Source organism: Limnochordia bacterium (genome assembly GCA_023230925.1).
GTDB lineage: Bacteria > Bacillota > Limnochordia > DUMW01 > DUMW01 > JALNWK01.
This window is the reverse complement of the sequence record JALNWK010000062.1, coordinates 1-14,728: the sequence shown is the minus strand read 5'-3', so window position 1 is coordinate 14,728 and position 14,728 is coordinate 1. Positions and strand designations below refer to the sequence as shown.

12 protein-coding genes are annotated in these 14,728 nt (G+C 47.8%); 4 read left to right on the top strand and 8 right to left on the bottom strand.

Annotated features, from left to right (window positions below):
* The first annotated feature begins 399 nt into the window (after positions 1–399).
* Positions 400–1,137 carry a ZIP family metal transporter gene (locus M0Q40_11175; GenBank protein ID MCK9223158.1) on the top strand — a complete coding sequence of 246 codons (738 nt, stop codon included), beginning with the start codon at positions 400–402 and terminating at the stop codon, positions 1,135–1,137.
* A gap of 4 nt (positions 1,138–1,141) precedes the next feature.
* Here the strand turns inward: M0Q40_11175 and M0Q40_11170 are convergent, their stop codons facing one another.
* Together M0Q40_11170 and M0Q40_11165 are read right to left on the bottom strand one after the other, a co-directional pair.
* Positions 1,142–2,347 (bottom strand): ribonuclease H-like domain-containing protein, encoded by a 1,206-nt coding sequence (locus M0Q40_11170; GenBank protein ID MCK9223157.1) that lies wholly within the window; start codon positions 2,345–2,347, stop codon positions 1,142–1,144.
* Entirely contained in the window at positions 2,331–4,598 is a 2,268-nt protein-coding gene (locus M0Q40_11165) for a DEAD/DEAH box helicase (protein MCK9223156.1), read from the bottom strand. Before M0Q40_11165 ends, M0Q40_11170 begins: the two co-directional genes overlap by 17 nt.
* A gap of 368 nt (positions 4,599–4,966) precedes the next feature.
* On the opposite strand from M0Q40_11165, the gene M0Q40_11160 reads away from it, so the two are divergent.
* Positions 4,967–6,886 carry a transglycosylase domain-containing protein gene (locus M0Q40_11160; GenBank protein MCK9223155.1) on the top strand — a complete coding sequence of 640 codons (1,920 nt, stop codon included), beginning with the start codon at positions 4,967–4,969 and terminating at the stop codon, positions 6,884–6,886.
* On the opposite strand, the gene M0Q40_11155 is transcribed toward M0Q40_11160, so the two are convergent.
* The 5 genes from M0Q40_11155 to M0Q40_11135 form a co-directional block, all read right to left on the bottom strand.
* Positions 6,831–7,484 (bottom strand): M23 family metallopeptidase, encoded by a 654-nt coding sequence (locus M0Q40_11155; protein ID MCK9223154.1) that lies wholly within the window; start codon positions 7,482–7,484, stop codon positions 6,831–6,833. The two genes, M0Q40_11160 and M0Q40_11155, sit on opposite strands and share 56 nt — an antisense overlap.
* Positions 7,485–7,594: 110 nt before the next feature.
* Positions 7,595–8,902 (bottom strand): alpha-galactosidase, encoded by a 1,308-nt coding sequence (gene melA / locus M0Q40_11150; GenBank protein ID MCK9223153.1) that lies wholly within the window; start codon positions 8,900–8,902, stop codon positions 7,595–7,597.
* 55 nt (positions 8,903–8,957) lie between these two features.
* Positions 8,958–9,935, bottom strand: a complete 978-nt coding sequence (locus tag M0Q40_11145; GenBank protein ID MCK9223152.1) for an AraC family transcriptional regulator — start codon at positions 9,933–9,935, stop codon at positions 8,958–8,960.
* A gap of 166 nt (positions 9,936–10,101) precedes the next feature.
* Entirely contained in the window at positions 10,102–11,292 is a 1,191-nt protein-coding gene (locus tag M0Q40_11140) for a hypothetical protein (GenBank protein ID MCK9223151.1), read from the bottom strand.
* Positions 11,293–11,427: 135 nt separating this feature from the next.
* Positions 11,428–12,558: a Gfo/Idh/MocA family oxidoreductase gene (locus tag M0Q40_11135; GenBank protein ID MCK9223150.1), complete on the bottom strand. Its 1,131-nt coding sequence runs from the start codon at positions 12,556–12,558 to the stop codon at positions 11,428–11,430.
* 188 nt (positions 12,559–12,746) lie between these two features.
* On the opposite strand from M0Q40_11135, the gene M0Q40_11130 reads away from it, so the two are divergent.
* Both M0Q40_11130 and M0Q40_11125 read left to right on the top strand, forming a co-directional pair.
* A complete protein-coding gene (locus M0Q40_11130) occupies positions 12,747–13,481 on the top strand; it encodes a DUF421 domain-containing protein (GenBank protein MCK9223149.1) in 735 nt (244 codons plus the stop codon).
* 13 nt (positions 13,482–13,494) lie between these two features.
* Positions 13,495–13,863, top strand: coding sequence for a DUF4363 family protein (locus M0Q40_11125; protein MCK9223148.1), 369 nt, complete (start codon positions 13,495–13,497; stop codon positions 13,861–13,863).
* A 2-nt stretch (positions 13,864–13,865) separates the two neighbouring features.
* Here M0Q40_11125 and M0Q40_11120 read toward each other — a convergent pair whose 3' ends face one another.
* Positions 13,866–14,522: a PilZ domain-containing protein gene (locus tag M0Q40_11120; GenBank protein MCK9223147.1), complete on the bottom strand. Its 657-nt coding sequence runs from the start codon at positions 14,520–14,522 to the stop codon at positions 13,866–13,868.
* Positions 14,523–14,728 lie beyond the last annotated feature (206 nt).

Genomic DNA, 14,728 nt, shown 5'->3' with positions numbered 1-14,728 from the left:
CCTGAGCCAGGATCAAACTCTCCGTTAAATTTATCTAAAGTGCCGAAGCACCCTAGGATCTACTTTGAGCTAAATCCTTAGCTTAATTTAAATCTCAAGGCTTCTCGCTTTTCGTATACTGTTCAGTTGTCAAAGTGCTGATGCCGCCGTTGCGCCAAGCGCATCTGGGCGACGTTCTTTAATGTATCACGTTTAGAAGCTTAGAGCAACCCGCCGCAATGTCGGTTTATGTGTAGTTGTCCCTTCTAGAATGGGTTTTTTGCTATTTAGCTTGATTATGCTCCTTCACAGTTAACAATGGATTCCTGTGCACCGGGATGGACAATAACTATCACAGGTATGATAGAATCATACTTGGATTAGCAGTAGATACTATGTAGCAGGCAGGTGGGTCTTGAAATGCATTCCCTACTAAATGTAGTAGCCATAGCAACTTTCGCTGGCGTAATTGGTACCGCAGGCGGAGGCTTTTTAGTTGCACTAATACCCCGTCCTTCCAATCGGCTAACGGGGCTTTTTTTAGGGTTATCCGGTGGCATTATGCTTTCGATAACATTCCTCGACCTGATCCCTGAGGCCCTTGCCACAGGGTTTATCAGCAGTTCCTTCTTCGGCATCATCGCAGGGATGGCACTAATTTTGTCCTTGGATTATCTCTTACCCCATATCCATTATAGTTCTGACAGCAAAGACTGTCACTTTAAAAAAGTAGGCATTTTACTTGGTATCAGTATCGCCATGCACAATATCCCCGAAGGTTTTGCTATTGGCGCCGGGTTTAGCGCAGAAATCAAGCTAGGTGCTAGCCTTGCTTTTATCATGGCTTTGCACAACCTTCCCGAGGGACTAGCCATGGGAACTATGCTCAAATGCTCCAATACCACACCGGGGTCAATTATCGCGGCAACGGCCTTAGCTGGTCTTCCCACAGGCATTGGTGCCTTAGGAGGACATCTTCTTGGGGATATATCCGCTGCCTCTTTAGCCTGGGCCCTAGGACTCGCAGCAGGTGCCATGCTATACATAACCTTCAGTGAACTATTACCTGATGCGTACTCCCTCGGTGAACGATCCTCCGCGAGCAAGGGGATCATCCTCGGCGTTCTTGTGGCCTTAGTCCTGACCATTACATTGTGACCAGTCAGCCTAACTTGCGTTGCAAGCGCTCTAGTCGGTAATCTAGCCTAGATAAACTATCGTTATTTAGCTTGCGCTGCAGGGGATCACTTTTGATCCGGCAAATAGCCTCATTGACGATTTTGATCGCCTGTGGATAGTCCTTTTCTCTATGTTCGTAGTACTTTGCCAGCTCCTCGAAGGGTTCTAGTTCGAACCGACCTCCTTCAGCGATCAGCCGGTACCACAAATCTATGGCAGGGCCCCATTTGCCCTGTCTTTTATAGATTTTAGCAAGTCTTCCCATGGCTAAGGGACCATAGCTAGAGGGGCTTTTCTCCCTTAGAACTTGTGCATATAGTGCCTCGGCACCTAAAGAATCCCCTAGGGAAGCGCGGTGCTTTGCCACCCGCATTAGCATCTTAGGATCATCAATTAGTTCCGGTGCACTGTATATGCGAATTAGCAATTCAGTCAGGGTAACCATCGATAGGATATCCTGGCGGTTATGTCTTAGCACCTCTTTTAGGGGAGTTGCATCACAGGAAGCGAGATAGTTGAAATAGCGTTCCGGGATCAAATAGCCGGGTACATCATCCCTTCGGCTAAATCCCAACACATTGACCTCCAAAGAAGAAAGGCTACAACTATCTAGTGTGCCCTTCCACAATCGCCTAGCTGGGTGTAGTAGATCCATGTGCATCTTTGGTAGGTGCCATTGGGGAAGCCGCTGGCAGATCAGTCTAGTCTGCAATAGTGGAACATCGAAGGCCTTACCGTTAAATGAGACTAGTCCTGTTTTTGGGCCTAGTTCCTCACTAAGACGGGACAACATAGCCAGTTCCTCACTATAGTCAGGCAAGAAGTATTGACTGATTCTAAAGCCAGTTTCCGTAAAGTACCCTAGCCCTACCAAGAATACATAGGTGCCGGTTCCCCGGCTTAACCCGGTTGTTTCCGTATCTAGAAAGACAAGCTGATCTAGATCCAACTTCTGATCGAAGCAAGGGCTAATACAGTCCACGGACTGACCATGATACCGCAGCAATGAACCCAGCTGTCTGTCTCCGTGATAGTAATCTAAAGGATAATGCGCATCGCAAAGAAGATAGGTTCCCCACTGATTAGTCTGCAATACTCCGCCTAGTTGCCAAGGCAATGCTTGAAAGTCTACTTTCGGGGCAGACTCACAACTTGTTTCAAACATGCGCAATCTATCGGCTAGACTCAACACCTACCACCTCAGCTAGCAATCTGGCTGTAATCTCTTTGTCTTGGCAGCTAGGTCCAACACAGGAGGGACACCCCGCAGGACAATCGCAATGTCTCACTCGCTCTAGAGCACGAAGAAGCAGCTCATTCATTATTGTATACAGTTTCTCGCTTAACCCAACTCCTCCGGGATAGCGATCGTATAGATATACCGTGGGTTGCTGGGTGAAGGGCGAACGAACCTCGCAAAAAACGCGGATATCCGACGCATCACAGGATAGAAACAAAGGAGCAAGGCCAGCCAACAAATAGGCCATACCCACAAGAGCATCCTGTAATTCCTCCTTGGTGTAGCGGTCTTCTATTTCCTCACCCAAGGAAAGCCAACAAGCCGAGGTGTGCATCTGCTCCTCGGGCAAGCTAATCTGCCCCCATCCTAGGTTCTCATGGGTACGGAACCGCACTTTCTTGAAAATAGTCGCAACGGCGGTTACCAATACTTCTCCATGGCAGATTACAGACGGTTCTGTCATCGTCTGCTGGAAAACGTCAATCACCTTCACCGAAACGGCTAGATCCGCGTCAGTGTAATAGTCCACATCAACCTGCTTGACATAGGCCTTTTTCTCTTTGAAATCTAGCTTGTCCACATGGAACTGCTTTCCTTCATGCAAATAGATGGCCTCATCATGAACAGTGGTAAAGGCGCTAAAATAATCGATTTCGCCGATGGCCCTTGGCGTACCCGTACGGGTAATGTCGATAATCACCACGTTATCCGTGGCTGCACTGCGTAGGCTAATCTGGTTAGCCGGAAAGTTGTCACTAGACCAATAATAGCGGCCACCAGTATGGCGTAGTATCCCCTGCCGGGCCAAAAGATCGAGGATTTCACGGCTAATATCCGGACCAAACCCTTCTTTTTCCAGGAAGGGCAATTCGAAAGCAGCGCATTTTAGATGAGCTGCTAGGATCACGAGGTTATCTGGGTTAATGAAGGCCTGTTCTGGAGTGCTCTCGAAAAAGTAGTCTGGATTACTCACGATATATTGGTCTAGGGGGCTACTACTAGCAACAAGAATCGTCGCAGAAGTATTCGACCTGCGCCCCGCCCGTCCTGAGCGTTGCCAAGTGCTCGCTACAGATCCAGGATACCCGCATAGGACACATACTTCCAGCTGACCGATATCTATCCCCAGCTCCAGCGCATTGGTAGAGACGACTACTCCGACTTTTCCCTCCCGTAGTTCCTGTTCAATCGCCCTGCGTTCAGTGGGCAAATAGCCGCCTCGGTACCCCCGCACCAAATCAGGGGAATACAGGTTGCGGGCGGCCCGCTCCTTTATGTAAGTCACCAATATTTCTGTGTTGAGACGACTCCGAGCAAAAACAATGGTCTGTACTTCACTTTTAATCAGCTCTTCGGCCACATCCGCTGTTTCCAGAAGGCTGCTTCTGCGAATACCCAACTCCCTATTGACCACCGGGGGATTATACATAGCAAAGTGTTTCTTTCCCGCCGGAGAACCATTGTCGTCTATCAATTCGATCTCGCATCCTGTCAGGGATGCGGCAAGTTGGTCTGGATTACCGATGGTTGCTGAAGTACAGATATATTGGGGACTTGAACCATAGAAACGGCAGATCCGCTCTAATCTTCTTAGAACATTAGCAAAATGGGAGCCAAATATGCCACGATAGGTGTGCACCTCATCGATCACAATGTACTTCAGGTTTTCAAACAACTTCACCCATTTGGTGTGATGGGGAAGGATACCGGTATGGAGCATGTCCGGATTGGTGACAACAATGTGGCCTGCGACCCGAATCTTCCGCCGGGCATCAACGGGAGTATCCCCATCATAGGTAAAGGTTCTGATTTGTGCACCAAGATCTGTCACAAATTCATGTAGCTCACTGACCTGATCTGTGGCCAAGGCCTTCGTTGGGAAAATGTACAACGCACGGAGGCTATCATCCTTTAGGATTCCGTCTAGTACCGGTAGATTATAACAAAGGGTCTTACCCGAAGCCGTTGGAGTAACAACAACAGTATTACGCCCTTCCAATACCCTTTCAATCGCTTGGGACTGATGGGTGTAAAGCTTCTCGATCCCTCGAGCTCCTAAGACCTCCTGTAGCCGAGGATCAAGACTAGGAGGCCATGGGCCAAAACGGGCCGGCCTTTCTGGAATCGACCTCCAGCAGGTAAACCGTTCCTGTAATCTGGGTGATGTTTTCATATGTGTTAGTAACGAAGCAAGATCCATGCCCAAGCCTACCTTTGCACCGAGAAGAAAATGCTACTCTTTGATTCGTCACCAGAACCTATGTTTCCTTCTTTGGTCCCCGGATAGATGCACCCTACGTTATGACACCGATGAGGCTATTGACAACAAGCCTAGGCCGAAGGAGACAACTCTGTTTAATCCGAAAGAACAAACATCCAGCTGCTGCTTTGACCAGATACTATGGAGCGAAACCACAGACGTGGATTTCGGACGGCTTGGACTTCTCCCCCGCATAATGTCGATACTCTTGGGTGATTTCACTTTATGATCATCTTACCTGAATGATCCAGGATAAGGCCCTGCTAAACCACCCATACTATTTTCAAGAATAAAAGGGTGTGATGGGTATGCAAAATAACCGCAGCAAATACGCATTAGCAACTATTATCGTCATTTTACTACTACTTATCGTGCCGACCATTATCTACATGAAGGATCTCTCTACGATAAAACGGATCCAGCAAGAACCCAAGACAGAGGGAATCCAGATCTATGATGCCAATGGGCAACTAATCGCCCAAACCGGATCCGATGCCGGCAGCTTTGTGGCTATAGATAAGTTGCCATCTCATACAAAACAAGCCTTTCAGGCCGCGGTTACTCTACAACCACCAGGGAAAAACACCCTTACAGAACAGATCACCCAGCAGTTTCTTGTGGGTCCCCACGTTGGCGTCGCTCGGGCACTGGAAAGTAAAATCGGGAACCTAGCGGTTCGCAACCGTCTGTCTGAAGAAGAGAAACTTGCAATACTAATGAATCAAGGGGATTTCGGCAAAGACATCCAAGGTATTACCGATGCTTCCCTTACTTATTTTAATATCTCCCCGACTAAAATGGATTTGGCCCAAAGCGCGCTTTTGGCTGCAATACTAGGTGGACCAGAGGAATACTCCCCTTACACCCATCCGGTTAAGGCGGCTAACCGGCGTAATGAAATCTTAGATAAGATGAATGAACTAGGATATATCACCGCCAGCGAAAGCAAGAAAGCGAAAGAGATTTCTGTAGAGGTGGTCTCGCCCAATGCCACCACCACGAAAAACCTAGCGGCCCTGGTCACTCAACAGCTACAAAACAACAGGGTACCAAATGCAGGGCTTAACGTTATAACTAGTATCGATCCCAATCTGCAAGAGGCAGCCCGCCAAATCTGGCCCAAAAACCTGTCAGGAGTCTTGATTGCTATAGACCCAGCTTCAGGTCTCATCCGTGCATTGATCTCCGAAGGTAAGCAAGATAAGAATCCTACTTTGGAGGAGGTGCAGCCGGGAGCAACCTTTAATCCCATCCTTTATGCTTCAGCCATAACCCAGGGATTTCGGCTAAACACCCTCGTCCCATTTACCCCCAGTCCGACAGGAAACATCACTTTAAAGCATTCTGTAGTCCAAACACCACAAGATCTGCCCCAATGGATTTTAGGGAAGCTAAACAAAGAAGAGTTTACCAAATTCACCAATAGCCTTGGTTTAGGATCCATCGATGCCACAAAGGCCGAAGAGCTAGCCACTGGTCAAGGTGCCATCCCCCTTCTGAACTTGATTGGCGCCTATATCCCCTTTGCGGGTGGTGGCAACTTACTTCAACCCACCATCGTACAAAAGGTATCCGGCATAGATAATGACCAAACGGTGTTTGAACATAAGATTCAGGAAAACGAAGTCATTACTCCCCAAGTGGCATACCTGATAACAGATCTTTTGACTGCGGAATTCACCAAGGGAGTGGCGGCAAAGTTAGAGTTTGGCGGAACAGCAGCCGGTAAAGGCAATGTAGATAATCGGATCTTTATTGGGTACTCCCCAGATCTGTTAGTGGCAGTCTATCTTGTTGAAATACCCGAAGAATCCGACCCATCGGCCAGTTCCCTTTGGAAGCAGTTTATGGACGAAATAGCAGCGGAGGATACAGATGGGTTCCAGAGGCCAGCATCTATTGTACAGGGAATCGAAGTAGACATCTACACCGGTTACCTGGCTACGGTAAACTGTCCTGCTAAGGAAAACAGCGCATTTATTCAAGGTACCCAACCAACAACTCCTTGTTACCTACATCCTGCCCAAGCCGTTTCTAGATTACCTGTTACGCCACCACCGCCAAGCCCAACTCCTACCCCAACACCAACTCCTGAACAGGAGACACCAAAGGAAGAACCTGAAGAACCCGTGGAGCCAGAAGCACCCAAAGAACCCGTAGAGCCAGAAGAACCTAGTGAGACCGAGGAGGGTAAGGGGAATACGTCCCCGGACGTCTCTGGGCGATAAACTCCGACGGATTGATCCAGTATTTGAGCAATTCGTCTAGATCAAATGCCTGCCCCCCAACTCTGGGCCAGGCATTAGCGGCTAAAGGAGCCGTTCTAAGTTCAAAATGCAAGTGAGGAGCAAACCGACGATAGGGGCCTGTTCCGATGGTACCAATGATCTGCCGCCGGTAGACTATCTCTTTTTGCTCTACATACCGCTCATTTAGATGGGCATATTGAGAATAGATGTAACTACCATCCTCTAATACATGCTCTATCTGTACAATATTGCCCATGGCCCGATTCCACAAGGAATCAACAACTAACCCATTGGCCACCGCGTAAACAGGCAGGCCGAAGTCGTTTCCTTCAACGGTATTCCAATCCTCCCCCGGATGCCAGGAGTTGCTATGGTAACTCCACTCTAAGAAAGCATATCCAGTAATGCCCCAGCCATCTCCGTCGCGATTTCCCACGGGGAAATCAAAGCCATCTACAACCGGTCGGGCAATACCGTCGGGTCCAACGATATACCCCTTGCCTTTGTAATCTACCGCACCGTCCACTAGCAGAAAGAACACAATTACGGATAAGATAACTGCAATAAGTATACGCACGTCCTCACCCCAAGGGAAGTATCCTCGTACGATTATATGATTGCGAGAAGGGGTTTCATGCTGGAAAGGTGCATCCGGGATGAAGTATCATCCCGGATGCAAGACCGTGATTATTTGAATTGGGGCAGCCATTTACTTTGAGAAGCGAACAATTCATCAACCATATCTTCTATTTCCTGTAGTGACAGTACTGCTGACGTGAGGGGGTCGTGGGCAATAGCTTGGAATACCAGCCGTTTATTGCCCGTTAAGGATGCTTCCACGGTCATGTCGGCCATGGCCACATGAATCTGGTTCAGTATTACCAGCTGTGAGGGTAATGCTCCCACAACCATAGGAGACAATCCGTGGGAATCCGCATAACAAGGTACCTCAACGCAACTACCAGTGGGTAGATTGCTGATGAACCCATTGTTTGCTACGTTTCCATTGAACCGGAAGGGCGCGTCTGTTTCCATGGCATTGATAATCTGTGAACCATACTCGTTACTCCGGTTGAAGTTGATCTTGTCTTCGCCAGAGGCCATGCGCTCCAGGTCTTGGGCAAAATCCTCCCGATCCTTGCCGTACAGCTGAAGGATAAAGCCTGTTCCCCCATTCCAACTGCCACCCGGGGTATACTTTTGCAGTAGATCCGGGCGTTTCCTAAACCAGGGGTTATACTCTGAGTTGTGTCCGCTTGATTCGGTGACGAAATAATCTAGGTGCTTAAACATTTCAAACCTGGTGGTATCACTGTTATATATTTCCTCATCGGCGATTTTTTCCCTTAGCGTTGGGTACACACTCTTACCATTGTGTTCCGCCTTGAGGAACCAAGCTTGGTGATTAATCCCAGCCACAAGGTAGTCAAACTCATCATAGGGAATCCCCACCCAATTGGCAATTAGGGCGGCTGTTCCTTGTACACTATGGCAAAGCCCTACATTCCTAACAGAGGTGGCTTTGTTCATAGCAGTACAAAGAATGCTCATGGGATTGGTGTAGTTGAGCACGAAGGCATTAGGTGCATACTTCTCTACATCTCGACAGATATCCAGGATCATGGGTATGGTCCGTAACCCGCGAAAGATCCCGCCGGGGCCAGTAGTATCACCGATGCATTGATCCACACCATATTTTAAGGGTATTTCAATCTCCGGTTTGATTGCCTCAAACCCATTTGCCAAGATCATGATGATTACATAGTCGGCACCTTCGATTGCCTTTTTCCGATCCGTAGTGACTTCGAATTTGGCTGGATACCCTCCTTCATCGATGATCCGTTTTGCAATCCGCTCAACATATCCGAGGCGAAACTCATCGATGTCCATCAGTGAAAACATACAATCTTGTAGTGCAGGGAAAGATAGAATGTCAATCATTAGCCGCCGGGAGAAACCCAGGCTGCCAGCTCCTATAAATGCGATTTTCTTCACGTTCCACGGCCACCTTTCGCAAAAGTCAGTTCATCTTTAATATACCCATTTCAGATTACTTTGCTTGTCTGTTTGTGTCCTTTTGCTGCTGGAACGTGTCGGATTGTGACCCTAGATATCGATCACAGCCATCTTCAACGGTGGGGTACCGATTACCACCCCGCCAGGAGCTTTTTACTTCATACTCTCGCCGGTAAGTACTAGGTGCAACACCTACATAACGAGAAAACAACTTTGAGAAATGTTGTTGGTTCTTGATGCCCACATCTTGGCAGATATCAATAATGGAAAGATCCGTTGTAACTAGTAATTTCTTCGCCTGTTTGATCCTTAGTCTGGTTAAGTATTCATTGGGTGTCTGATTCGTGACTTCTTTAAAGATACGACTAAAGTAGCTGCGGTTCAATTGCAGGTGCTTACTTATGTCCTCAATACTTAGGTCCCAACTGTAGCGCGCGCGCATGAACCTGATGGCTCGGTTCACATGCAAGTTGGGTACGTCAAAGCTTCGCAAGGGTTGCCCGATGGTTAAAGATAGCTCCGCAAATAGTCGCCAGAATGCTAGATCGATGAGTAGTTGTTCCTCGCGACTATCTAGGAGCTCAACGAGGTCCGCTAAGGCTTTACCTACTGTTCCTGTATCCGTCCCCTTCAACCACGGGTGACCGTAGGCAAAGGGCCACTGGGTTTGGTTAAGCTTCCTTGCTACAGAAAGAGTAGTGATCACTCCACTGGGATCGTATTCAAAGAAGAACTCGCAGTTAGTGATGCGGCATTCCTTAACCACGGGGAGCTTACCATGATATACTCCTCCGTTAATCACAACAAAGTCTGAGGCTTGTAAATCTACCTGTTTTTCGGGAAATTCCAGGGTAATCTCTCCGGACTCCACATACATTATCTCCGCCTGGCCGTGGCCGTGGGAAGTCAGGGAGTAACCCGGTGCGAAATTCCGGCGGTAGTAATACACGATATATGAACTATAGGGGCATGCCCACAGGGATTTAGAATAAAGATCGCATGGGTGTTCCATCGTCAACCCTCCGGCTAAAGCGTTAAAACACCAGCTTGGTCCTTCAACCAATGGGTAGTGAGCACCCTAACCCTTTAGCAGAAAGGCATACTCACTACCTCCGTCTAGACCAAGTATACCAAATATCTACTCATCCTGCAGATTCCAAGCTACTTTGTTGATATCGTCAGTGTATATGGCTGCCTTCTAGCAACGCGATCATCGTAGTGCGTAACCTCGATGAAATAAGTACCCGCTCCCAGCTTCCTTTGAATCTCTGCCTTCTCCCCGGCTTGGGCGGCATAGGTCCAGTAAACTGCAGTATTGTTGTTTCCATCTGCAAGGGACTATCACCTATAGTCTCAATGCTGACCTCACTCTCTGCGAACAGAGTATAGGAATACCAATCCCGGTCTCCTGTTGGAAAGATAGTACCCTGAACCGGCACCCCAACGGTAATAGGAGCCGCCTGGAAAAAACGGTTATTAGGTTCAAATGTATCCACAACTTCCTCTAAGCTAACTTGAACCTGATAAGGCAGAGTACTCCGTCTGTTGTCGCCCCTTTGTGCGATCTCGAGAACACATTTCCCTGGTAGCGCTTGAATGGTGGTATTTAGCTTGTCTAGCGAGTTTTCAGTATAGATCCAGTTTGCAAGTGCCTCGGAGACAACCCGAAGACCCATCAGCATAGCTGAATCCTTTGAAGAGACCTCAATGTGTAGGAAACCCATCTTCTCTGTGCCAATTTCATACCAATCTCTATCCCCCACAGGAAAGATATGTGCTGATACCATCTCTCCTAAGGAAATAAAGGTGCGCTGACTAAGATCATTGTTTGGTTCAGACTCATCAACTACCGGCGTCCATGTGCTTTTTGTGGTATAAGCCTGAGTAGAGCGACGTTCATCGCCGTAATACTGTGCTTCCACAAATAGCAGTCCCGGTTCAAGGATATCCATCTGGTTGGAGACACTCTTGCCAAAATCCTCTGCGCTAGTCCAGTTTACCCTTGTATAATTATCTGGGGAAACCAGCCTAAGGCTAGGCCGGATAGCTGGATCAGGACTGGATAGGGTTACCACCACCTGCCCAGGCTGCGGGATGCCCAGGCAATGCCTTTCCCGATCACCCCGGGGAAAGATGTATCCGGTTACTTCTTTGTCCACCTCGATCCATTGCGCTTGAGTAAAGAGATCGTTCCTTTCAAAAACATCATCGAGCTCCAGAAACTCAACTTCGATCTCATAGTCGATTTCTCCATTATCTCCATATTGTCCAATCTCAAGATAGAGCTCTTCTGAGCGTTCCTTGTAACCAATGTCAATGGAAGCATTGAGACTTTGTCCCACGTCAGGAGCACTAACCCAGTTAAGCAACGTGTTATTCTCTGGTCCGAGCCCTTTGAATAAATGCCAGATAGAGTCTAGTGATGGTCACAGTGTTTCGGGAAATCACCCTGTGCACTGTAATCTATAGTGTCTAGTTTACATATCAAGGTACAAGGACACCTTTTAGACGTTTTCCCAACAACCTTGGGAAACAGATCTTGCTGCCGCCGACAGGACCTGCTGCACATGATAGGCCTCAGCAACACCCGGGCTTGGGGGAGTCCCTAACGCAATACTTGTTAAGAAAGCATACTGAGCAGCGATATGATACCTCATCCACCCGATCTCATGTTTTGGTCCTGGGAAATCGCTATCGTCGTATCTGTTCACACACTCAATTCTGCTGTAACCTCTTAGCCCCCCGTAGGGGTCTCCTGGTAAAGCGGCATTGTAGTAATAAAGCCAATTAGGTTCCATAAGGTTAAACCTCAAGGCTCCAGAGCTACCGTAGATGCTAAAGGATAAATCATTATTGGAGCCTGTGGCAAAGCGAGAGACCTCAATGACCCCCCGGCCCCCCTGCTCCATGATCGCTTCGATCATGCTGTAGTCATCGACATCGACTGATTCCATTACTGAGGAGCCCTCTGATGAGGGTCTTTGCTTAATGAAGGTCTGGCTTGACGCACGCACCCGGGCAAAATCACCTAATAGGTACGCCATTAGGTCAACCACATGGGAGCCCAAATCAAACAATGCACCACCACCAGCCAGGGATTTTCGTAAACGCCAACTCATTGGCCGATCTTTGTCGGTGTACCCAGCATGCAGATAGGCCGCGTGAAAATGATATACCTCCCCCACCGCGCCTTGTTCAATTAACTGCTTTGCTCGCATCACGGCAGGAATGTATCTATATTGAAACCCTACTTGCACCTTTTTCGAGCTTCTGCTCGCTACCTCAAGAATCTCTTCTGCCTCAACCGCGTCTAAAGCCAAGGGCTTGTCCACATAGACATGCTTGTTTGCCTTTAGGGCAGCAATGATCATTGGTTTATGCAAGTAGTTAGGGGTGCAAATATCTACCACATCGATCCCGTCACGGGCCAAAAGTTCTGCATAATCCGTAGTGACAAAGTGGAAATTGTGGCTTTGTTGGGCCTGTTTGATACTTGCTCCGCTGCGACTACAAACCCCCATAACTACTGGTTCAAAGGTGCGCGTTGGGTAGTACACCGGTATGCTCATATAGGCAGCTAAGTGCACCCGACCCATGAAACCATAGCCAACAATCCCAATTCCCAGCTTCTTCACGAGTATCCCCCTTATGTCTTCATCGACTCTCTACTGTGTTAAAATTCGACATTCCCCCTGGATAATTCCTGCAAACCACTCCAAATAATGACTAAATGATGTCTTTATGCAAAACCCAAGAACCAATCCGGCCGATTTTGGAAGTATCATTTCCCTTGGTTTGGTCAATCTATTGATGGGTGATGAATTTGTCTGTCAATCTAGTTGTCTTCGTTCGCTCCGTGTTTGCCTTTCTAACTTTATTCCTCTATGCACGGATATTGGGCAAGAAACAAATTGCAGAGCTTAGCTTCTTTGACTATGTTAATGGTATCACCATTGGCTCTATTGCGGCGACGATGTCCACAGACCTCTCAAGTATTGCCATGCACCATTGGGTGGGCCTTACTACCTGGGCAGGTCTTGTAATAATCATGCAAGTAATCACAATTCGTAATCGTCGCTGGTCTAATATTATCCAAGGGGAATCCGTGGTGTTAGTTCACAATGGCAAGATCCTCGAACGCAATATGGAAAAGGCCCGCTATCCAATCGATACCTTGATTAGTGCTTTGCATGGCAAGAGTGTTTTCAACATCATGGATGTGGAATTCGCCTTACTCGAACCAAGTGGACAACTTAGTGTACAACTCAAATCCCAAAAACGCCCCGTAACACCGGAGGATCTAAATCTTGAAACCAACTACGAAGGCGTAAACGTGGAGGTAATCGTTAATGGTATCGTCATTAACCAGAATCTAGAGCAGTTAGGGCTTGATCAGAAATGGCTTCAGGATCAGTTACAGCAACTGGGGATAAAAAGTATTAAGGAGATATTCTATGCGGCAATAGATACCCAAGGCACTCTATACGTCGATACGGTGAAGGATCGGTTGACTTTCCCAGGTACCGTTAATCCCAGTGACTATGAAGGACCTGATTGAGGGAGGTTGGATCATGCTGCAGCGCGTTCTTCTGTATTCCGGGGTCGTTGTACTTTTTGTTGTGATGGTTCTCGTCATGAACATAAGGTTCTTAATTGAAGGTCCGATTGGGTCAGATGTTACGGTCCCGTCCTTGTTTGGTAAACTGCACAGACAGGTGGGTGCAGAGGACTGGAATCAGGCTCAAAACACCCATGAACAACTGCGCAAGACCTGGAGTAAATTTCTCACCCAGGCGCAGATTAGCCTGGAAAAATCTGAAGTAGCAGCCTTTGAGGAACAGCTAATCCGCTTACAAACCGCCTTGGAGTTTAGTGACAAGGCCAAGGCCATTGAAGAGATCAGACTCATGAGTCGTAACTGGCTAACCCTTGGGCAATAGCTTTAAAATGGTCTGCGCCGATGGGAGATGCTGTCCGGCAACAAAGTGCCCTTCTGCAAATATTTGCGTTGGGTCTCAAGGATATACTTGATGATGGCTTCTTGTTGTTTTTGCGAAATATCCAGGAAATCCATCGCGGCCCTATTCTGTTTGCCAAATAGGGTTTCCTCGATCCGCACAATGCGGGCATCAACCTCTAGGGGTTCTGTATCCGGGGCTAGTTTAAACTTGAGCTCCACCTCTTCATCAACCAAACCCTCAAAGGCACTGAGAACAAGGGCTCCAGTAGCGCTCAAATTCACAATTCGTCCGGGCACACCATTAACCAAAACAGGCAATCTAGTATCTACACGGCAGTATCTCCGGGCCCTAAGGGATTCCACTGTACGCGGTATTTGCGTTTTCAACAGTACCATGGATTTGCGATCTTCAACGGCCAAAACCCGAACCCGTGCGATGTAAGTGATTTCATCCGCATCTTGGTGGAGACAGATTATACTGCCTGGCTTGATACGCCTTCCCGCTATCTTGGATACCGTCAGGTACAAGAAATCCTGATCCCGTTCGTTGATTGTCCCTTGGTACCTTTTCCGGCTGCGTAAGCCCAGTTCAATTAGTACGGTAGTTCCCTCAGAGAAAAATTTGGTTGTCTCTCCCATTTCTGACACCTTTATCTTATTATGGTTATACGTTTATTATACCTAGAAACGCGCTCCTTTGTATACCCCCTTTGGGGAGGGAAACAGGACCCCGTCAAAGTCAGGATGTGTATACACTTAGGGTAGGTGCTCCGTTTTAGAGTTGTTCTGTTTTCAGAATGGGATTTCCGTTTCGAACAATGACGTGGATTACTACGGCTAATTTT

What these genes read in the sequence shown, in the direction of transcription:
- M0Q40_11175 (MCK9223158.1), top strand. Translation starts at nt 400, where the DNA reads ATGCATTCCCTACTAAATGTAGTAGCCATAGCAACTTTCGCTGGCGTA.
- M0Q40_11165 (MCK9223156.1), bottom strand. Translation starts at nt 4,598, where the DNA reads ATGGATCTTGCTTCGTTACTAACACATATGAAAACATCACCCAGATTA.
- M0Q40_11160 (MCK9223155.1), top strand. Translation starts at nt 4,967, where the DNA reads ATGCAAAATAACCGCAGCAAATACGCATTAGCAACTATTATCGTCATT.
- M0Q40_11145 (MCK9223152.1), bottom strand. Translation starts at nt 9,935, where the DNA reads ATGGAACACCCATGCGATCTTTATTCTAAATCCCTGTGGGCATGCCCC.
- M0Q40_11125 (MCK9223148.1), top strand. Translation starts at nt 13,495, where the DNA reads ATGCTGCAGCGCGTTCTTCTGTATTCCGGGGTCGTTGTACTTTTTGTT.
- M0Q40_11120 (MCK9223147.1), bottom strand. Translation starts at nt 14,522, where the DNA reads ATGGGAGAGACAACCAAATTTTTCTCTGAGGGAACTACCGTACTAATT.